The 19,464-nt window shown below is 59.2% G+C and carries 16 protein-coding genes and 4 pseudogenes; 15 read left to right on the forward strand and 5 right to left on the reverse strand.

Annotated elements, in window-relative coordinates:
• Positions 1–117: 117 nt before the first annotated feature.
• The 4 genes from purU (at position 118) to CIT31_RS28715 (ending at position 3,762) form a co-directional block, all read left to right on the forward strand.
• Entirely contained in the window at positions 118–1,008 is an 891-nt protein-coding gene (purU, locus tag CIT31_RS28700; RefSeq protein ID WP_095521298.1) for a formyltetrahydrofolate deformylase, read from the forward strand.
• A 3-nt stretch (positions 1,009–1,011) separates the two neighbouring features.
• Positions 1,012–1,917 (forward strand): bifunctional methylenetetrahydrofolate dehydrogenase/methenyltetrahydrofolate cyclohydrolase FolD, encoded by a 906-nt coding sequence (gene folD / locus CIT31_RS28705; protein ID WP_425350671.1) that lies wholly within the window; start codon positions 1,012–1,014, stop codon positions 1,915–1,917.
• Between the two features lie 492 nt (positions 1,918–2,409).
• Positions 2,410–2,706: a hypothetical protein gene (locus CIT31_RS28710; protein WP_133116220.1), complete on the forward strand. Its 297-nt coding sequence runs from the start codon at positions 2,410–2,412 to the stop codon at positions 2,704–2,706.
• Positions 2,707–2,748: 42 nt separating this feature from the next.
• Positions 2,749–3,762 (forward strand): Ldh family oxidoreductase, encoded by a 1,014-nt coding sequence (locus CIT31_RS28715; RefSeq protein WP_095521300.1) that lies wholly within the window; start codon positions 2,749–2,751, stop codon positions 3,760–3,762.
• A 171-nt stretch (positions 3,763–3,933) separates the two neighbouring features.
• Here the strand turns inward: CIT31_RS28715 and CIT31_RS28720 are convergent, their stop codons facing one another.
• Positions 3,934–5,037 (reverse strand): mandelate racemase/muconate lactonizing enzyme family protein, encoded by a 1,104-nt coding sequence (locus tag CIT31_RS28720; RefSeq protein ID WP_095521499.1) that lies wholly within the window; start codon positions 5,035–5,037, stop codon positions 3,934–3,936.
• Positions 5,038–5,266: 229 nt separating this feature from the next.
• Here CIT31_RS28720 and CIT31_RS36200 point away from each other — a divergent pair, with 229 nt between their 5' ends.
• On the forward strand, positions 5,267–5,473 hold the full coding sequence (locus tag CIT31_RS36200) for a LysR family transcriptional regulator (RefSeq protein WP_425350679.1): 207 nt from the start codon (positions 5,267–5,269) through the stop codon (positions 5,471–5,473).
• Positions 5,474–5,868: 395 nt separating this feature from the next.
• On the opposite strand, the gene CIT31_RS28730 is transcribed toward CIT31_RS36200, so the two are convergent.
• The gene (locus tag CIT31_RS28730) at positions 5,869–6,762 is read right to left on the reverse strand and encodes a LysR substrate-binding domain-containing protein (RefSeq protein WP_165778582.1); all 894 of its coding nucleotides are present in this window, start codon (positions 6,760–6,762) and stop codon (positions 5,869–5,871) included.
• 141 nt (positions 6,763–6,903) lie between these two features.
• Between CIT31_RS28730 and CIT31_RS28735 the strand changes: the two genes are divergently transcribed.
• The 6 genes from CIT31_RS28735 (at position 6,904) to CIT31_RS28760 (ending at position 12,689) form a co-directional block, all read left to right on the forward strand.
• The gene (locus tag CIT31_RS28735; protein WP_095521302.1) at positions 6,904–8,256 is read left to right on the forward strand and encodes an NAD(P)/FAD-dependent oxidoreductase; all 1,353 of its coding nucleotides are present in this window, start codon (positions 6,904–6,906) and stop codon (positions 8,254–8,256) included.
• 22 nt (positions 8,257–8,278) lie between these two features.
• Entirely contained in the window at positions 8,279–9,151 is an 873-nt protein-coding gene (locus CIT31_RS28740) for a dihydrodipicolinate synthase family protein (protein WP_095521303.1), read from the forward strand.
• A gap of 82 nt (positions 9,152–9,233) precedes the next feature.
• Positions 9,234–9,506: a hypothetical protein gene (locus CIT31_RS28745; protein ID WP_133116221.1), complete on the forward strand. Its 273-nt coding sequence runs from the start codon at positions 9,234–9,236 to the stop codon at positions 9,504–9,506.
• A 58-nt stretch (positions 9,507–9,564) separates the two neighbouring features.
• Positions 9,565–10,185: a short chain dehydrogenase gene (locus CIT31_RS28750; protein ID WP_095521305.1), complete on the forward strand. Its 621-nt coding sequence runs from the start codon at positions 9,565–9,567 to the stop codon at positions 10,183–10,185.
• 70 nt (positions 10,186–10,255) lie between these two features.
• Positions 10,256–11,749 carry an aldehyde dehydrogenase family protein gene (locus tag CIT31_RS28755; RefSeq protein WP_095521500.1) on the forward strand — a complete coding sequence of 498 codons (1,494 nt, stop codon included), beginning with the start codon at positions 10,256–10,258 and terminating at the stop codon, positions 11,747–11,749.
• 118 nt (positions 11,750–11,867) lie between these two features.
• The gene (locus tag CIT31_RS28760) at positions 11,868–12,689 is read left to right on the forward strand and encodes an SDR family NAD(P)-dependent oxidoreductase (protein WP_095521306.1); all 822 of its coding nucleotides are present in this window, start codon (positions 11,868–11,870) and stop codon (positions 12,687–12,689) included.
• A 125-nt stretch (positions 12,690–12,814) separates the two neighbouring features.
• Here CIT31_RS28760 and CIT31_RS28765 read toward each other — a convergent pair.
• Positions 12,815–13,223: pseudogene (locus tag CIT31_RS28765) on the reverse strand (integrase core domain-containing protein); the annotation flags it as partial.
• Between the two features lie 315 nt (positions 13,224–13,538).
• Between CIT31_RS28765 and CIT31_RS28770 the strand changes: the two are divergent.
• The 3 genes and pseudogenes from CIT31_RS28770 to CIT31_RS28780 all read left to right on the forward strand — a co-directional run.
• Entirely contained in the window at positions 13,539–14,537 is a 999-nt protein-coding gene (locus tag CIT31_RS28770) for a glycine betaine ABC transporter substrate-binding protein (RefSeq protein WP_095521307.1), read from the forward strand.
• Between the two features lie 103 nt (positions 14,538–14,640).
• Positions 14,641–16,014: a hypotaurine--pyruvate aminotransferase Tpa gene (gene tpa / locus CIT31_RS28775; protein WP_165778583.1), complete on the forward strand. Its 1,374-nt coding sequence runs from the start codon at positions 14,641–14,643 to the stop codon at positions 16,012–16,014.
• A gap of 204 nt (positions 16,015–16,218) precedes the next feature.
• A pseudogene (locus CIT31_RS28780) lies at positions 16,219–16,485 on the forward strand (transposase); the annotation flags it as partial.
• 238 nt (positions 16,486–16,723) lie between these two features.
• Here CIT31_RS28780 and CIT31_RS28785 read toward each other — a convergent pair.
• Positions 16,724–17,777 (reverse strand): annotated as a pseudogene (locus CIT31_RS28785) (IS110 family RNA-guided transposase).
• A 65-nt stretch (positions 17,778–17,842) separates the two neighbouring features.
• Here CIT31_RS28785 and CIT31_RS28790 point away from each other — a divergent pair.
• Positions 17,843–18,755 (forward strand): annotated as a pseudogene (locus tag CIT31_RS28790) (IS3 family transposase); the annotation flags it as partial.
• A 15-nt stretch (positions 18,756–18,770) separates the two neighbouring features.
• On the opposite strand, the gene CIT31_RS28795 reads toward CIT31_RS28790, so the two are convergent.
• Positions 18,771–19,184: a GMC family oxidoreductase N-terminal domain-containing protein gene (locus tag CIT31_RS28795; RefSeq protein WP_095521309.1), complete on the reverse strand. Its 414-nt coding sequence runs from the start codon at positions 19,182–19,184 to the stop codon at positions 18,771–18,773.
• Between the last annotated feature and the right edge of the window lie 280 nt (positions 19,185–19,464).

Genomic DNA, 19,464 nt, shown 5'->3' on the forward strand with positions numbered 1-19,464 from the left:
ATCTATACTGATCGGTAAGCCGCAATGGCGGCCCACCTCATTTTGGTCTGACCATCCGTGGCCAGGCACTGGCCACCACTGTCTTGTTATCACACCGCCAACTACTCCGGAGTCCCCGTGACAACGAACAATCTCGTCCTTACCGTCTCGTGCAAATCGACACGAGGAATCGTTGCTTCCATCTCGGGTTATCTCGCGGAAAAGGGCTGCAACATCACCGACAGTTCGCAGTTCGATGATCTCGAAACAGGGCGCTTTTTCATGCGGGTCGGCTTTCGATCCGAAACCGAGGTTGATGAATCTGAAATCCGCGACGGCTTCGCCGAGGTCGCCAAGCGCTTCTCCATGGACTACGCCCTCAATCGAGGCGACCGGAGGACCAAGGTGCTTATTATGGTTTCGCGTTTCGGCCATTGCCTCAACGACCTGCTCTACCGCTGGAAGATCGGCGCCCTGCCGATCGACATCGTCGGCGTCGTGTCGAACCACTTCGACTACCAAAAGCTGATCGTTAATCACGACATCCCGTTCCACCGCATCCAGGTGACGAAGGAAAACAAGCCGCAGGCGGAAGCCAAGCTGATGGAAGTCGTCGAGCAGTCCGGCGCGGAACTCATCGTGCTTGCTCGCTACATGCAGGTGCTTTCGGACGCCGTCTGCAAAAAGATGCCCGGCCGTATCGTCAATATCCACCATTCCTTCTTGCCGTCCTTCAAGGGCGCCAACCCCTACAAGCAAGCCTTCGAGCGCGGCGTGAAGCTGATCGGCGCGACGGCGCACTACGTCACGGAAGATCTCGACGAGGGACCTATTATCGAGCAGGACGTCGCTCGCATCACCCATGCGCAGTCGGCGGAAGACTATGTGTCGATCGGCCGCGATGTCGAAAGTCAGGTTCTGGCCCGCGCCGTGCACGCCCATATCCACAACCGCGTCTTCATGAACGGCAACAAGACCATCGTCTTTCCGGCAAGCCCCGGATCTTATGCTTCGGAGCGGATGGGGTGAACAATGGCCGCTATGGTAATTGATGGAAAGCGAGTTGCGGCGTCGGTTATCGATGATGTGAAGGCAGCCTCTGCAGCGCTTGAAAAGGACGCAGGCGTCAAGACGGGCCTCGCTGTCGTCATCGTCGGCAATGACCCGGCAAGCCACGCCTATGTGGGCGCCAAAAGCAGGACGGCGCAAGAATGCGGCTTCAACTCGGTCCAGCACACGTTGCCGGAGGACACGACGCAGGAAGAACTGGCAGGCCTCGTAGCGGTATTGAATGCCGATGAAGGCCTGCACGGTATTCTCGTACAACTGCCGCTGCCGAAACATCTGAATCCCGATCCGATCGTCCAGTCGATCCGGCCGGAAAAGGACGTCGACGGCTTACATGTCGTCAATGCCGGTAAGCTCGCCACAGGCGATCTCCAGGGCGGTCTCGTCTCCTGCACGCCGGCCGGCGCAATGTTTTTACTGAAGCGGTGGCACGGCAACGATCTCTCTGGCCTCAACGCCGTAGTCATCGGCCGCTCCAACCTGTTCGGCAAGCCGATGGCGCAGCTGCTGCTCGCTTTCAATGCGACGGTTACCATCGCCCATTCACGCACCAAGGACTTGCCCGGCGTCTGCCGCAATGCCGACATTCTCGTCGCTGCGGTTGGCCAGCCGGAAATGGTCAAAGCCGATTGGGTCAAGCCGGGAGCCACCGTTATCGACGTTGGCATCAACCGGATCGCGGCACCCGAAAAGGGCGAAGGCATGACGCGCCTAGTCGGCGACTTGGCCTTCGGCGAATGCGCAAAAGTCGCCGGCGTCATTACACCAGTTCCCGGCGGCGTCGGGCCGATGACCATCGCCATGCTGATGGCCAATACCGTCATCGCCGCGCATCGCAAGGCCGGCAGGCCGGCGCCGAGTTTCCGATAGACAGGGACAGCCGCTTGATGAGCCGCCTCCCGGAACGCCAAGGTATGGGCATTGACGTGGTAATCATTGGCGCGGGCCGGATGTTTGTCGACAGTGATCCGCCTCTAGCAGCAGGTGACGGTCGGCGTTCTGGAAAGGACGCGGAAGTCGGCGCGCATATCCTTTCCGGCGCTGTTGTCGCTCCCATCGCAGCCTGCTGCCCGGCTGGTGATCACGAAGTTTGATCTCCAGAAGCGCCTCGATTCCGGACAAGCCGTATCTCTCTCCCTTCGAGGAGTTCCGCGCTGTCGGGGCCGAAGCTCTCTTTCCCGGGCGGCTGCAATGCCTTGTCTGCCGAAGCCGCTATGCCCCGCAAGTCTGGGCCCGGCCAACGAGTGATCATGGTAGATGTTGCGGTAACTGGAAGGTTGCGGCGCTGCTGGAATCTTGCCGAAGACGGACATCCGTCACATCGTCACGCCCGATGCGCTTGTCGGCAAGGAGCTAGAGCGAATGTCCGTGGACCTACACGTGCGGCGCGCGCTCGCCAGGCTTCGTCTGCGTTTCGTCACCGAAAGTGCGACCAGGCGCTGGCCGGCAAGAAGGCGCGGATCGTTTCGCTGCTCACCGGGCAGAAACAAGAAGTTGAAGGCGGATACATTCGTCTATTCTGCCACCAGCGCGGCGGGCGATGAAGTGTCGCGCAAGCCGGTCAAACGTGGCATTGTCTTCACGGCGCTCGGCGACTGCACGGCCGCTCGGGCAGCTTTCGCTATACATAATGTGCGCAAGGTGGCGCTTGGCCTGTAGCCGCCCCGGGATATTGTGGGTAGCTCAGTCGGATAGGAGTCAATGACTGACGAGCGGGAAACGATCGAGGTTGCAGACATTCGCGAGCTGGCGATAGAGGCCTGCATCGCCTGCGGCGCGAGCCTACCTGTGACGAGCTCCCTCGTGCAGGCCACGCTATCGGCGGCGTTGTTTGGTAACGAGGCGTTGGGATTTCCGCATTTTCTCGACTATCTGGAGAGCTTTCGATCGGGCAGGATCGACGGCCAAGCCGAACCCTATATTGAGCACCCCCTGCCCGCCATTATTTTGTCTGACGCACAGGGGGGCATCGCACAACTCGGCTTCGACCTCGCCTTCGGCAGACTTGTCGAGCATACGAAGAGCTTGGGCGTCGCCCTATTCACGCAACGAAACAGCTACACAGCAGGTGAGCTCGGCTACTATGTGCGGCGGCTGGCGCTGAACGGCCTCGTCTCGGTGGCGGCAACCAACGGTCCGGCGGTGATGGCGGCCGCGGCCGGCAGCCCGCGGGTATACTGTACCAATCCGCTGGCCTTCGGCGCACCGGCCAGCCCGCCGGCAAGTCCCTTGATTATTGATCAGGCGACAAGCGCAACCGCCTTCGTCAATATCGTTCGGGCAGCCGCCCGCAATGAACCTATCCCCGAGGGATGGGCGACAGACAGCCAAGGCGGCGCCACGACCGACGCCTCAGCCGCTCTGCAGGGCGCGCTGCTGCCGTTCGGGGGTTACAAGGGAGCGAATCTTGCGTTGCTAGTCGAGGTGCTATCGGCGGGCTTGTCGGGATCCTCCTGGTCGGTCGACGCGAACGATTTCCGGTCGGGTCATCAATCGCCCGGCATCGGCTTCACGGTCATCGCAGTGTCGCCGACCGCCATTTCAAAGGATTTCAGTGAGCGCTGCGCCGCACACATGGCGCGGCTGCGTGACCTCGGCGTGCACATTCCGGGCTCAAAGGCGGGCGCGGCAGCGCAGGACGCACCGCCGGTCGTCAGTATCGACCGGTCCGTTCTCGACGCTATCCGCACATATGTAGGTCCGCGTGTGGACTGATTATCCGACCCAATACAACGGTTTCCTGTCAGGCAGCGCCTTTCAACGGATGTTGATTGCTGCGCAAACTAGAGGTGTGCGCTGCCGGGCGAGTACGTTCTTGGTTCTGTACTGAAGTGGCGCGCCGGTTATCCAAGATAGAATGCTTTGATACCGGCATTAGCGCACTAGCTAGGAGAAGCTGGTTACGGGTTCTCCTATCAAGCCTCGGTCAATTTCTATGCCGAGGCCTGGGCCAGTCGGAGCTGCTCCAACTCCGTGTCGAACGCGAGGTTGGTAGCCGGCAACGTGCTCTTCCGTCCAGTCGTTAAAGAAGGACGTCTGGAGCAGGTTCGCCGGTCGCGAGCTTGCTGCAACGTGCGACACGGCTGCGGCACTAATATCTCCGCCCCATATATCTTCAATATTGAAATGCATCCCAAGGTTCTGTGCTGTATCGCGCATATTTGCTGCACGAGTGATACCGCCAACCCGACCGAGCTTTAGATTGATACCACCTGCACCAACCTCGTATTTCGCGCGATACAGATCCGCCAACGTTACAACACTCTCATCCATGATCAGGGGAAGTGGGCTCATTTTTCGGAGTAAAGCGCAGTCAGCAAGGTCCGTGCACGGTTGCTCGAACCATATGTTCAGGTCTTCCATCGCACGCATTCCGATGGACGCTTCGAGTAATGTCCACCCAGCATTTGCGTCAACGTAGAAGAAGATATCGTCGTCTGACGCCTCAATGATCGATCGTACACGAGCCGCGTCACGCTGCGGGTCGTCACCGACCTTAATCTGAAATCGTCGGATCCCGGCCGCGCTCCTCTTGGTCACGAAGTCAATATTCGCCTCGGTAGATGAAAGCGGAATGGCCTCAAAGATCGGCAAATTCTCGCCCAGGACCCCTCCCAGAAGCGCAGCGACTGGTAGGCCCACGGACTTTCCAAAAAGATCCCAGCACGCAATATCAAACGCGCTTTTTGCGTTGTTTTGGCCGGTGAGGACACCATCCATTATTCCCTCAATGCGCTTTATCGCCCGGGGATCTTCTCCGATCAAATGCGGCGCGAGCTCTCTTAAGGCTTCGCGTGTCCCGCCGGCGAAGAGCGGGAGATAGTTCCCAGAAAGAATGGCGGCCTCTCCCCATCCCTCCAGCCCGTCGTCGGCAACTATGCGCACCAAGTTGGATGGCTGCTGGCTGGCTGAACGTCCTTTGGACATGGCGTAAGTGCCGTGGGCGTAAGTCAGCCGGTACTCATAGAGTTCAATTGCCTCGATCCTCATAAAACCGATCTCCGCTGTGGGATTTGCTGGGATCGCGACCCGATCCGCTAATGCAAATAGGCGCACGAACCCAGGCCTTGCCTCAACCGAAATTTGTGAAATATTAGACCCAGAAAATCTGGGGCTCCGATGTCAAGCAGCGTGCCGGTCCGAAACGTGCTTCGCCTGAACGCGCTGGGCATTCGAGGCGGCAGCCCGTCTCGGCGGTTTTTCACCGGCCGCAGATGAGCTGTCCGTCACAGCGGGCGCTATCGCGGCGCAGATCAAAGCCCTTGAAGGCGAGTATGGCGCCCCGTTGTTCGAACGCCATGCGAAAGGTGTACGCCTCACTCCGCTCGGCTCGAAAGCCTTGGAACAAAAAGCATCTCTAGGATCGAGATGTGCTCGACGTTCTCTGCCCGATGTATATTCGGGGCCAACTTCGCGCATAGATTGATCTTCCCAACTCCGATCATCCGCTCCCGAATTGAATATGCCAAGGGACGGCGATGTCGCGGTGTGCGCCGGGGAGATACCTATCTCGCCAACCCCTGGTGTTTTCGCCGTCAGAGAGCGGGCGAACAATATCCAAACACTTACGCAAAGTGAGTTACTTAGGATCCTGGGTAAATGCGAGGCAAAGCCCGCTCTCTCTGGTCGGCTTGCTGGGGACTGTCAGAACGTCTGATCATCAAGAACCGCGGCACGCTAAGGCGGAAGGGCAGGATTTGAAGTAGGGGTAAAAATGCGAGGAAGGCTCGTGAGCAGACCTAAGGCAACTTCGCCTACAAATGGTCGGACCCAATTAGCAGGCCACGCGGCAGCCGGTGTGATCACGCATGCTGAAGCGCGCTAGGTTCGTTCGGAAGCTTTCGCCCCTTCTACGATCCATTCAACCAGTAGCTTTGTTTCCTCCTGCTTGGAGTTCCTCTCGTGTGCGATCACGAAGAACGCGTTATCGGTGTGACATTCCTCTTTAAGAGGTGCCACGAGCACCTTGTTGCTCCGCAGCAGATTCGTTGTCAGCGCCCAGCCCAGCAAGATACCTGCGCCGGAAAGGGCTTCCTGGATGGCCAATTGGTAATCGTTGAGAACCAAATCTGGCTGGACGTTAATGGACTCAGCGCCGAAAATCTCAAGCCATTCGCTCCATCCCATCCGCTCGCGGTAAGGATCGGAAGAATGGATGAGACGATGGTTCGTCAAGTCATTGATTGACCTGATCGAGGGTGCGCTTGCCAGATACGACTGGGTACAAACTGGATAGATGACCTCGCCGCACATGTACCAACTGTTGGTGCGCTTAAACTCACGGGGCCTTATCCAGATCGTCATATCCACCTGATGATCGGGTTCGATGTCGCGATCGGTAGTAACGATCTTGATTTTGATGCCGGGATTGTGGCGCTGGAAAACTGAAAGCGTAGGGACGAGCCAGTGAGCTGCAAGGGACGTGGATGCCGCGACGGTAATGTACTTCGTATCGTTGGACGTGATCGCTTGGAAACTACTCTCTATGCCGTCAAACCCCGAGCGAACGCTGTCGTAGAGCAGTAACCCCGCTTCGGTAAGCTTTACCCCACGGTTCTCGCGAACGAACAAAGCGACCTCACAATAGTCTTCCAGGGCCTTGATTCCGTGCGATATGCTCGGTTGCGTTACATTCAGCTCTTCGGCGGCCCGCTTAAAGTTTAAATTCCTAGCAGCTGCTTCGAAAACGAAGAGCGACTGGCTTGAGGGCAGCATGTAACGCAATCTCGACATGAGCGCAGTTTATACCAGACGTTTTTTTTTCGTCTACAGCCTCGCCGTACTGACTGTTACGTTCTGACAAACGCATAAAATGGCGGGTTGGCCGCCGGGCATCGGCTCCACGGAAATACATACATGGGTTCAGGTTCTCCGCCGCCGGGCAGGCGCATCGCCGTTTCGCCACCGCAATTCGAAGAGACGCCCTCGGGGTGGTATTTGACGGCGGGTCCGGAACTTCCGGTGGCACCGCTAAAGGGCGATGTCGATTGTGATTGCCTGGTGATAGGCGGCGGCTGGATGGGACTTCATGCCGCTCGCCGCTATGCGGAGCTAAATCCTGATGCTGCGGTGGTTCTCATTGATGCCGGCCGTATAGGAAACAATGCCTCTGGCCGTTGCATGGGCTTCGCCATCGACCTAGCCCATAATCCGCGCAATCGCGATTTCGTCGAAGACGTCCAGGGCAACCAGGACGAACTGACTGTGAATCTCGACGGAAACGCCTATCTTCGGTCGGCGGTCGAGGAACTGGGTGTCGAATGCGACTGGGACCCGCAAGGCAAGTATCACAGCGCTGCCACCGACCGCGGGGTAGCCGATCTCGTGAGCTTCTCAAAAGCGCTCGATCGGATGGGGCAGCGATACCGTTGGGTAGAGCGAGACGAAATCCAAGCCATCACCGGCAGCAGGCATTATGACCGGGCGCTTTATCATCCCGGTACGATTCTGATCCAGCCAGCCAAGTATTTGAAGAACGCGACCAGACTGCTGCCAAAAAATGTGACAGTGCACGAGAACACCGCGATCACGGGTGTCCAATACGGGACGCCGCATCACTTCTTTGAAGCGGTGCCCGGCACGATACGTGCAAAGAAGGTCATCATCTGCACGGCCGGGCATCTGACGAAGTTCGGATTTTACCCAAACAGCGCAATACCCGTATACACCTTCGCCAGCATGACTCGGCAGCTGACCGAGGCCGAGTTGGCCAAAGCAGGTGATCGGTCGGCTTACGGGCTCATCCCGGCAGACAGTTTTGGCACCACTGTCCGACGCACGATCGACAATCGTCTGTTCCTGCGTAACGTCTACTCCTATGCCGACAATTTTAGGATGACGCATGCAGAGGTCATGGAGACACGCAAGCACCAGCAGGTGGCGTTCGATCGCCGCTGGCCGGAGCTCTCCTCCATGGGTTTCGAGGCTAGCTGGGGCGGCCTCCTGACCCTTGCGCAGAACGGTGGCATGGTGTTCGGCGAGCTGGCCCAAAACGTTTACGGTGCGGCTTTCTGCAACGGCACGGGCGTATCGCGCGGGACGGCTTTTGGTAAAGCCGTTGCCGAACTAGCTACCGGCCGATCTTCGCCCGTGATCGAGATCCTCAAACGAAAGGCTCCGCCGAGCCGGGCCTATCCGCGACTTATCACATCTCTTGGCGTGCGTTTTGTCACCGGCCGGCGCTTCCGGCAGGCCGGTCAAGAAGTCTAATCGATCTAAAAGGAACCGTCCCATGGCTGACCTCAAGGGCATCAATCTGGCGATGCAGACCCCGTTCAATGATAACGGGAGCATCAATTTCGGCGTTTATGAGGAACTGATCGACAGATATGTCGACGCAGGCGTTCATGGTCTGGTTCTCGGTGCCGGAACCGGTCAACATCCCTACCTCACTGAAGACGAGTGCAACAAGCTCTACGAGATCGGCGCAAAGCGGATAGCCGCTCGCTGTAAGGTAATCTGCCAGACGTCCGCGCTGAATATGGACGAGGTGATCCGTCGCTCAAAGCACGCTGAATCAGTTGGCGCGGACGCGCTGATGATCCTGCCGCCCTATTTCGAAGGCCCTTCGGAAGACGATGGTCTGTTCGAGTTCTATCGCGAGATCGACGCGGCCATCGGCATCGATATCGTGGGCTACAACATTCCGCAGGCTACTGGGATTTCCGTCTCGACCGATCTGCTCAAGCGCCTCGTCGAACTGAAGAATTTCAACTACATCAAAGATAGCGCCGGCGATTTGACGACCCATCAGGAGTATCTGCGGGTGACCCAGGGTGTCCTCAATGGCGCGGACACGACGACCGTCTATGCCCTGATGGCCGGCACCAAAGGCGTGATTTGGGGCGGCGCCAACTACATGCCGCACGAAGCCGTCAAACTCTACGAGCTCGTTACGCAGAAGAAATACTCCGAGGCTCTTGAACTCTGGCACCGCATGCTGCCGTCGCTATTGGTCATATGGCGCACCAAATACACGCCCTCTGTCCTGCGCGCTTCGCAACTTCGCGGTTACGGAACAGGCAAGGTGCGTCGCCCACTTCAGAAGCTGAACGATCAGGAAGACAAGGAACTGCAGCGCGCGCTTGAACCGCTGAAAGTCTAGCCGATTTCAACGTGACTCCGCCACTACCCTTCCCGGAAGCACTATTGCGACAGAAAGCACCGACCAAAGGGACGATAGGTTGTTGACCGCAAACCTGCCCGAAGTGGGCGACGATCTTCGGAGGGCCGCCGATGAATCCGTTCTGCCATCGGTTCAGCGGATCGCCGGGCCGGCAACTCCGGCCGTGGTCTCTCTTGTGATGATGTTGCTTGATGGCCTCGTCGGCGCCGATGGCCTCCGACCGGGGGACACGAGGGATCTGACCCCTGACCGGACCTGGTCCGGGCGGGCATGCCTTCCGATCGTCGCCCTCACGATCGTCATGAACCAGGTCTTCCGTGGATCGATTCAGTAAATCTATCTCGCGAAGACGTCAGGAACGCAGCCGACCTGTCACTAAGGAGCGCATTCTCGTGAAAATCGTCCTCATCGGTTCCAGCGGCGTGATCGGCGGAGCAGTCGATGCCAAACTCCAAACGCGTCACGACATCGTGCGCGTGAGCCGAAACGGCGGCGACTTTCAGGTGGACATCGCGAATCCGGCCTCGATACTGGACCTCTACAAAGAGGTGGGGAAATTTGACGCCCTGGTCTGCACGGCGGGCGCGGTCCATTTCGCCCCCCTCGACCAGCTTAGTCCCGAACAGTTCGAGATCGGTCTGCGAAGCAAGCTGATGGGACAGGTCAATCTCGTGACTTTTGGCCTCAAGCATGTTCGCGATGGCGGCTCGTTTACCTTGACATCGGGCCTGACCAACGACGATCCGATCCCGCAAGGCGTGTCAGCCGCGCTGGTGAACGGCGCGCTCGAGGGGTTCGTACGCGGCGCGGCGATCGAACTCGGGCGCGGACTGCGCATCAATCTCGTAAGCCCGACCGTGGTGGAGGAGTCGGTGCCCCTCTACGGCGCCTTCTTCAGGGGAACCAAGCCGGCCCCCGCCAGCGAGGTCGCGCTTGGATACGTCAAGAGTGTTGAAGGTGCCCAGAATGGTCGCGTCTACCGTATCGGCTGGTCCCGAGAAGGAGCGTCGTAGCCTGTCGTTGAACGGCACGATCCGAAGGCGAGACCAGGCTCGGCGACGAGTTAGAATGAAGGAGGACGACATGCGCAATCAGCTCTATATCGACGGCAAATGGGTCCAGCCATTGAAGGGTGGGAAGCTCGATGTCATCAATCCGGCCACCGAAGAGGTCTTTCACAGCGTAGCAGCAGCGACAGCGGACGACATCGACAATGCCGTCGCATCAGCCCGCAGGGCGTTCGACGTCGGCGGCTGGCCCCGCCTCTCCGGCGCGGAAAGAGCGAGATATCTGCGCGCCATCGCCGAAGAGATCCGCAGCCGACTAGCGGAACTCGCAAGGCTTGAAGTGCTCGACAATGGCAAGCCGCTGCCGGAGGCCGAATGGGATATCGGTGACGCGGCAGGATGCTTCGAGTTCTATGCAGGCCTCGCCGAGCAGTTGGACAACAGCTTCGAGGAGGCGATTGAGTTGCCCGACGCGCGGTTCTCGTCGAAGGTCGTCAAGGAGCCCGTCGGTGTCGCGGGCGCGATCATTCCCTGGAACTACCCGCTGCTGATGGCGGCGTGGAAAGTGGCGCCGGCGCTCGCAGCAGGCTGCACCATGGTTCTCAAACCGTCGGAACTCACTCCCCTGACAGCGCTGGAGCTCGGCGCGATCGTCGACGCAGCTGGCTTGCCGCCAGGCGTTCTCAACATCGTGACCGGTCTGGGGAAGGACGCCGGCCAGGCGCTCGCCGATCATCCCCGCGTCGACAAGATCGCATTCACCGGTTCAGTCCAGACAGGTTCGAAGGTGATGGCCGCCGCCGCGCGCGACATCAAGCGCGTCAGCCTGGAACTGGGAGGCAAGTCGCCCTTCCTCGTCTTCGAGGACGCCGACATCAAGCAGGCCGTCGAATGGATTATGTTCGGCATCTTCTGGAACCAAGGCCAGGTGTGCTCCGCCACATCGCGCGTGCTGGTGCACAAAGATATCTATGAGCCGCTGATGGCGCGCTTGGTTGCCGAAACGGAAAAGATCGTGATCGGAGACGGCCTGAAAACCGGCACGCTGCTTGGTCCCCTTGTGTCCGAGCGGCAGTACGACCAGGTCTGCCGTGCTGTCTCCGCCGCACGCGAGGTCGGCGCAACGGTGAGTTACGGCGGTGGGCGCCCCGACGGATTCGCGAAAGGCTACTTTGTTCAGCCAACAATTCTCACGGACGTTCCGGTCGACAGCGCCGCATGGACCGAGGAGATTTTTGGGCCCGTCGTCTGCATACGCGCATTTTCGACTGAGGAAGAAGCGGTCGGCCATGCCAACGACTCCCGGTTCGGTCTTGCGGCCGCTGTGATGTCGAAGGACGACGCGCGGGCCGAGCGAGTTGCGGCTGCGCTTCGGGCGGGCATTGTCTGGATCAACTGTTCGCAGCCGACCTTCACCGAGGCGCCATGGGGCGGCTACAAGCAATCCGGCATCGGCCGGGAACTGGGCCGCTGGGGACTCGAAAACTATCTCGAGACAAAGCAGGTCACCAAGTATGTCACGGACCAGCCTTGGGGCTGGTATATCAAAGAGGGCGTGTTCGCCTCGTAGGTGATGGATTTGACCTTGCCGTTCTTCCGACCCTCTTATCCCTGGAAGCGGCCTGGACACCCTTCTCAGCAGGGATCACCTCATCTGATATCCGCGATCGCCTCGAAGGACGCTTGTCATGAAAACATGGTTCATCACAGGGGTCTCGCGCGGATTGGGTCTCGCACTCGCCAAAGCGGCAACCGCACAAGGCGATCGGGTGATTGGAACCGTGCGTCAGGATACGCGATCATGGCCGGCCGATGACGGACAAGTCCGACTCCTCCGTGGGGACCTTTCCGATCCCGATCGGATCGCCTCGATGGCACGGGAGGCGTTCGATCTGGCAGGCAAGATTGATGTCGTCGTCAACAACGCCGGTTACGGCTTGCTCGGGGCGGTCGAGGATTCGACAGACGAGGAACTCGTGAGCCTTTTCGCCGTGAACGTCTTCGCTCCGGTGCGGATCGTACGCGCTGCCCTGCCATACCTTCGCGCTCAAGGCAGCGGCCACATCGTCAATATCACCTCTGTGGCAGGGCGAGCGCCAAGCATTGGAGCGGCCCTCTATTCTGCGACAAAGCACGCAATGGAGGGGTTCTCCGCCTCTTTGGCGGAAGAGGTGGCGCCGCTCGGTATCAAAGTCACTGCCGTGGCGCCCGGCCAGCTCCGGACGGATTTCCTGGCGGATGGTTCAATCCGCCGAAGTCGGACTGCGGATCCGTCATACAAGGCGTCGGTGGGAAGGGTCACCTCGACGCTTGATCGTGTAAATCACAATCAGCTCGGCGACCCCGATCGCGCCGCCCGCGCCATTCTCGCGGCAGTACAGACTGACAAGCCGCCGCGCCACTTGCTCCTCGGTTCCGATGCCTTGAGACGAGCCTGCGACAAGACCGAAGACCTCACCCGCGAAATCGAACTATGGAAAAGCTGGACACTCAGCACGGACAATGAGTGAGGTTGTGGTCTGTCCTATTGAACTGGTCCTCAAATAGGTATGGCTTTTGAGTCGATTGAGGAGAGACGAGATGGCCAGGAAACGACATACAGCTGAAGGGGTCCGGTGGGCGGGTTGCTTGAGTCCTACGCGCCTAGTTTGATGGTCTCAAGGGTCGCGTAGTGGTTCGCTTCCGCCTCGGCGGGCGGGATGTTGCCGATCGGTTCCAGCAGGCTATGGTGGTTGAACCAATCGAGCATTCGAGCGTCTTGTACTCCAAGGTCTCGAATGACTTCCATGGCCGGAGCCGTTGGATGACCTCGGTCTTGAACAAACCAATCCCGCTCTCGGCGAGGGCATTGTCGTAAGAGTCGCCGACGCTGCCGAGCGAAGGCTCGATCCCCGACTCGGCCAACCGCTAAGTGAACCGGATGCTGTATTGGACCCCTCTATCGCTATGATGCACGAGGCTCTCGCTCAGCCGACGATGCGGCGGGCGTAGACGCCGATGACGAAGGCGACGTAGACGAAGCCGGCCCAGGTGCTCACGTATGTGGGGTGGAGCTCTCGGAGGCCTAGCGGCCGACGGAACTGGCGCTCGAGCGCTGGCGGTCCGGGTATCGGCGGCTGCATATCCTGCTGCGGCGGGAAAGGCATCGAGCTTGAGCCTCACCACAGTCAAACGGTGCCGAATTCACATGAATCAAACTCATATCAGACGCTATTTTTCCGACTACAGCCCTTAGATGATAACTGGTAATTTTGCCAAGTCGTGAAATTCGATGCCTGTCGGCTAATGGGAGCATTGTACGCGATCGACCACGCATCGGCATCGTTAGACCAGAAGTAAACAAAGAGAGGGGACTTGGCATGACTAAATTCCTGTACACCGCAGCCATGGTGGTGATGCCGCTCGTGACCGGTGGTGCTGCGCATGCGGCCTGCGGCGACATCACCGTCGCAGCCTTCAGCTGGCAATCAGCAGAGGTCAACGCCTATGTGGATCAATTCATCCTCAATAACGGGTATGGCTGCAACGTTTCAGTCGTTGCGGGCGATACGGTACCGACTATCACTTCGATGATTGAGCGGGGGCAGCCCGATATTGCGCCGGCATTGTCGCCATCGGCGGTCGGCGAAGTATATGTTAAGGGCGCTGCTGAAGGGAGGATTAGCAAGATCGGCACCGCTATCAGTAACGGGACCGTGACCGGCTGGTATATTCCAAAGTATATCGCCGATGCTCACCCCGACATCAAGACTATCGAGGACGCTTTGAAGCATCCGGAGCTGTTTCCGGCTCCCGAAAATCCGTCGAAGGGCGGCATCATTCAGGGCCCACAAGGCCGAGGTTCCACAATAGTCACCGGGCAATTGTTCAAAGCCTTCAAAGCTGACGAGAAGGGTTTTGAACTCGTTCCGAGCGGATCTGGCGCCGCTCTCGAGGGGGCCATCACAAGGGCCTACGAGCGCAAGCAGGGCTACATAGCTTATCACTGGGTTCCGACATCCCTCCTCGCGAAGTATCCGATGGTACGCCTGGAAGGGCCCGAACACGACGCGGAAGAATGGGGCCGCTGCACGACCAAGCAGGACTGCCCCGATCCGAAGCCGAACTACTGGAAGCCTGCTGAAGAAGTCACAGCGGCGTCGTCACGGTTCTTGGCCCGCGACGACGTCGAACCGGCGAAGGAATACTTTGCTAAGCGCAGCTGGACGCAGGCCGAAGTCGGCCAGGTCATGTTGTGGATGACGGAAAACCAGGCGAACGGTCAGAATGGCGCCCGGTGGTTTATCGAACACATGCCAGAAGTCTGGACCAAATGGGTTCCTGCAGATGTTGCAGAAAAGGTCAAGGCCGCTCTCTGAGCCCTGATGGGATGATGGTGGCTCCGCATTTCGGGGCCACCGAATCTGTGTTGAGTTTTCCGCGGCAAGAGCTTCGCATCCTTGAATCATTTCGGAGCTGATCATGACCGCGACTTCAAACTACCTCACACACGCGGTGGCAGCCGACCGCGCTCATGTCTGGCATCACCTCAGCCAGCACAAGCCCTACGAAAACACCGACCCCAGGGTTTTTGTCGAAGGCAAAGGTCTCAAACTTTGGGACGCCAAGGGAAACGAGTATCTGGACGCGGTGTCGGGCGGAGTCTGGACCGTCAATGTCGGCTATGGCCGTGAAAGCATCGCCAATGTGGTCCGCGACCAACTTATCAAACTGAATTATTACGCCGGCGCTGCCGGCAACGTTCCTGGCGCGATGTTTGCCGAAAGACTCATCGAAAAGATGCCCGGCTTGAGCCGAGTTTACTATTCAAACTCCGGAAGCGAGGCAAACGAGAAAGTATACAAGATGGTGCGCCAGATTGCGCATCGTCACCATGGCGGGAAAAAATGGAAGATCCTGTTTCGTGAACGCGACTACCACGGGACCACGATCGCAACGCTCGCCACCTCTGGTCAGCCACAACGTGCCGATCACTACGGCCCCTACCCCGACGGTTTCGTAATCGTTCCCCACTGCCTGGAGTACCGAAAGCAGTGGAACGTGGAGAATTACGGCGAACGTGCTGCCGACGCGATCGAAGACGTGATCCTGCGCGAAGGACCGGAGAGCGTGGGTTGCCTGGTATTGGAGCCTATCACCGCTGGCGGTGGGGTGATCGTGCCCCCTCCGGGTTACTGGGAACGCGTGCAGGACATCTGCCGAAAATACGACATTCTCCTGCATATCGATGAGGTCGTTTGCGGGCTCGGGCGCACCGGCACATGGTTTGGTTATCAGCACTACGGAATCCAGCCCGATTTTGTGACCATGGCCAAGGGCGTGGCGTCGGGCTATGCGGCGATCTCCTGCACGGTGACCACAGAAAGGGTCTTCGATCTGTTCAAAGACGCGCCAGACGACGTCATGAGCTATTTCCGGGACATCTCGACGTTCGGAGGCTGCACATCCGGCCCAGCCGCGGCCTTGGAAAACATGCGCATTATCGAAGATGAAAATCTTCTAGATAACACCGTGGAAATGGGAGAACGCTGCCTTTCAAATCTGCGGTCGTTGATGGAGAAGCACGCGGTGATCGGCGACGTGAGGGGCAAAGGGCTATTTCTGGGCGCAGAACTCGTATCGGATCGGGCCACCAAGGAACCTCTGGGCGAGAAAATCGTCCAGGCCGTTGTAGCCCGATGCCTTTCGCAGGGCGTGATTATTGGCGCTACGAACCGCTCGCTCCATGGCCTTAACAACACGCTATGCTTGTCCCCTGCCCTTATTGCATCAGCCGATGATATTGACCGGATCACGTCGGCTATCGATAGCGCACTAGCGCACGTGCTTTCCTAAAGATCGGCGGTGACCGCCGAAGCCGCATTCGAAAAGGAGCCGCTCGTTAAATAAAGTCGCACAGGTGCCGAGGTCAATCGCAGCTTCGTTGATGTGGTTGATGTCCACGTGGGTGGCGACTTCCACCGTATCGTCTGACTGACCTGCCACTGAGTTTTTCCTCCATCTGAGATTAGAGTCCGGCCTGGATTGAAGGACGGACAGATGAAGCGGAAGCGATTTAGGGAAGAGCAGATCATCGGGGTTCTGCGTGAGCACGAGGCGGGTGGGAAGGCTGGCGACCTGGCGCGCAAGCACGGGGTCAGCGAGGCGACGCTGTATAACTGGAAGGCGAAGTATGGCGGTATGGACGTGTCCGACGCCAAGCGCCTGAAGGCCCTGGAAGACGAGAAGAACGCGAAGCTGAAGAAGCTTCTCGCCGACCAGATGCTGGAAGCCTCGGCCCTTCGCGAGCTTCTGGCAAAAAATGTATGGTCCGCCCCGTCCGGGCAAGGGTTCGCGACATCGCCAACGACGATTCCAGTTGCATAAATGTATCCGGCCTCTCGCGAGTGGACTGCTGTTGCAGCCAGGCCATGATGAGATCCGCGCACGCCGTTCCCAATAAATGGTTCGGGCACGAAGCCCGCTTTTTTGCACAGGGCTTACGGCATGCTGATCCACTGTTTCGTCATCGCTATTCCCGAGCCTTGCAATCGAGCCGGAAGCTTCAGGCGAATGCAGAATCCCTGCGTTCGTAGAGCGCTCCTGGCTTGTTCAGAATAACCCACACGATGCGCGCCATCTTGGCGGCGAGAGCGACAACAGCCTTGTTCGGATGCATTCGGCTCTGCAGCCCGTCAAGCCAGCTTCCAAGGCGATCGCGAGTTCGATCCAGATGCCGGAAGCAGGATCGCGCGCCATGAACGAGGAGTTTGCGGACGTAGCGGTTCCCGCGTTTGCTGATGCCGAGGAGCTTCTGCTTACCTCCGGTGGAGTGCTCCCGCGGAACAAGGCCCAGCCATGCAGCCAGATCGCGGGCCTTCTGGAACTGACGTCCGTTGCCGACGGCCGCAAGAACGGCGGTGGCGCCCAGTGCCCCGATTCCGGGGATCGTCATGAGCCGACGGGCGACATCTTCTCGGTCTGCAATCGCGGCGATCTCTCTCGTTACCTGGTCGATGCGCTGCTCCAGCCGGCGCAGGTCGGCAAACAAGTCCCCGAGAAGTCTTCGCATCGCCGGCGAGAGGTCGTTCGATGCATCGTCGAGAACCAGCGGCAGGTCGAGCTTGAACAGGCCAGCTCCTTGTCTCAATGCAATGCCGTACTCCAGGCAGAATGCTCGCATCTGATTGATCAGACGAGTTCGTGTTCCGATCATCTGACCGCGCACCCGATGCAGCGCCTGGAGGTCCGGCCTGTTCCTCACTCTTCATCGCAGCGAACCGCATTGTAGGCCGAGTGGCCGCTTCGGCGATGGCCTCGGCATCGATAATGTCGCTCTTGTTCGACTTCACGTAGGGCTTCACGAACTGCGCCGGGATCAGGCGAACCTTGTGCCCCAGCGCTTGCAGTCTCCTGGCGACCCATTGTGACCCGGCGCACGATTCCATACCGACGATCGCGGGCGCCGCGCGCTCAAAGAACTGCATCAGCGTATCGCGCCGGAAGCGAACTCGCCGGACGGGCTCGCCGCCGCTGTCCAGACCGACGACGTGAAAGACGTTCTTGCCGATATCGATTCCATAAACTGCCGCAGGATGCGACGCATTGCGTGTGGACATTGCAACCTCCTTTGGTGTGACCGCTCAGATGATGCTGGGGGAGGACGGGGCGGACCATCCCATTAGTGGTGACGCCCGCCGCCAAGCGCGAAGCCGTCGCGCATCTGCAGGCCGTCATGGGCCTGTCGGAGCGTCGGGCCTGTTCCTTCGTCGGAGCCGATCGCAAGATGATCCGCTACCGGTCGTACCGTGCGCCGGAGACGACGTTGCGCACACGGTTGCGCGACCTTGCCAACGAGCACCGACGTTTCGGATACCGGCGCCTGTTCGTCCTGCTGCGGCGGGAGGGCGAGCCGTCGGGCGTCAACCGCATCTACCGGCTCTACCGCGACGAGGGCCTGACGGTGCGCAAGCGGCGGGCGCGGCGACGCGCAGTTGGCACGCGGGCGCCGATCCTGGTCGAGGCGAAGGCGAACGCGCGCTGGTCGCTGGACTTCGTGCACGACCAGTTCGCCTGCGGCCGACGCTTCCGTGTGCTCAACATCGTCGATGACGTGACGCGCGAATGCCTGGCCGCGATCCCGGACACGTCGATCTCCGGTCGTCGCGTTGCTCGTGAGCTGACGGACGTGATCTCCCGACGCGGCAAGCCGGGCATGATCGTCTCCGACCACGGCACGGAGTTCACCTCGAACGCCATCCTCGCCTGGTCGAAGGATCATCGCGTCGCCGGGAAAGCCGATGCAGAACGGCTATGTCGAGAGCTTCAACGGCCGGATGCGCGACGAACTGTTGAATGAGAGCCTGTTCTTCGGCCTCGACCACGCCCGCAGCGCCATCGCCGAATGGAGGCAGGACTTCAACACCGCGAGGCCCCACTCCTCGCTCGGATACCAGACCCCGGCGGCCTTCGCCGGAACCCTAACCGCAACCGGCTCCGACGCTTCGCCCGAAAAGGGCTTAGCGTCTCCACCGGTTGCTCAACCCGCGTCCTACGGCGTAACAGAAACGGCCGAGGCTCTAATCGACGCTGGATGACAGTTCAGTGGCAGGTCAGTGGGTGTGGCGCTGATCGGAGACGGTTAAGGGGCCCTCCGATCCATGGAGATCGCCAGAAAACCGTTCGTTGGACTCTGCCTTCTTGAAGTAGGGAAGTACGTCTTTGTAGGACCATCCCGTTGCTCCGCCTTCGTGCCAGCCGTCATAATCTTCTGGAATGCCGCGCATATAGACCATCGCGTTGACGGAGCTGCCCCCACCCAAAACACGTGCCTGAACGAAATGTGGAGAGATGCCATTCGGGTGCCTCTGGGGCTCAATCATATAACGTGTAAGGGCGTCTCCCTGCGATGTCATATAGTAAGTGACTGGAAGGTGTATCCACGGGCTCCAATCGCTGCTGCCCTGCTCGAGTAGCAAGACAGTGGTATCCTTGAACTCGGCCCTAAACCGTCTGCGTGACTTCATGCTGGATCATCCTTTTCGTCGGAAGATCCACCTTATGCCCCTGTCTCGGTGTCTCGGAAACCGGGACCACCTCACACGCATCGCCTTCGATATGATCGAGGTGTGCCCACACACATGAATCGAGGTTATATCAGGCGCTACTTTTTTCGCCTACAGCCCGTAGATGATTAAGGGTAATTTTGCCAGGTCATGAAGTTTGATGCCTGTCGACGAATGGGAGCACTGTACGCGATCGACTAGGCATCCGCATCGATAGGCCAGAGGTAAACAAAGAGAGGAG

Source organism: Mesorhizobium wenxiniae, assembly GCF_002284535.1.
GTDB lineage: Bacteria > Pseudomonadota > Alphaproteobacteria > Rhizobiales > Rhizobiaceae > Mesorhizobium > Mesorhizobium wenxiniae.

Excerpts from the sequence above, each read along its gene's own strand:
- CIT31_RS28760 (WP_095521306.1), top strand. The coding sequence starts at position 11,868 with ATGAAAACATGGTTCATCACAGGGGTCTCGCGCGGATTGGGTCTCGCA.
- tpa (WP_165778583.1), top strand. The coding sequence starts at position 14,641 with ATGACCGCGACTTCAAACTACCTCACACACGCGGTGGCAGCCGACCGC.
- CIT31_RS28770 (WP_095521307.1), top strand. The coding sequence starts at position 13,539 with ATGACTAAATTCCTGTACACCGCAGCCATGGTGGTGATGCCGCTCGTG.
- CIT31_RS28795 (WP_095521309.1), bottom strand. The coding sequence starts at position 19,184 with ATGAAGTCACGCAGACGGTTTAGGGCCGAGTTCAAGGATACCACTGTC.
- CIT31_RS28715 (WP_095521300.1), top strand. The coding sequence starts at position 2,749 with ATGACTGACGAGCGGGAAACGATCGAGGTTGCAGACATTCGCGAGCTG.
- CIT31_RS28710 (WP_133116220.1), top strand. The coding sequence starts at position 2,410 with ATGTCCGTGGACCTACACGTGCGGCGCGCGCTCGCCAGGCTTCGTCTG.
- CIT31_RS28735 (WP_095521302.1), top strand. The coding sequence starts at position 6,904 with ATGGGTTCAGGTTCTCCGCCGCCGGGCAGGCGCATCGCCGTTTCGCCA.
- CIT31_RS28720 (WP_095521499.1), bottom strand. The coding sequence starts at position 5,037 with ATGAGGATCGAGGCAATTGAACTCTATGAGTACCGGCTGACTTACGCC.
- CIT31_RS28755 (WP_095521500.1), top strand. The coding sequence starts at position 10,256 with ATGCGCAATCAGCTCTATATCGACGGCAAATGGGTCCAGCCATTGAAG.
- folD (WP_425350671.1), top strand. The coding sequence starts at position 1,012 with ATGGCCGCTATGGTAATTGATGGAAAGCGAGTTGCGGCGTCGGTTATC.
- CIT31_RS28730 (WP_165778582.1), bottom strand. The coding sequence starts at position 6,762 with ATGCTGCCCTCAAGCCAGTCGCTCTTCGTTTTCGAAGCAGCTGCTAGG.
- CIT31_RS28740 (WP_095521303.1), top strand. The coding sequence starts at position 8,279 with ATGGCTGACCTCAAGGGCATCAATCTGGCGATGCAGACCCCGTTCAAT.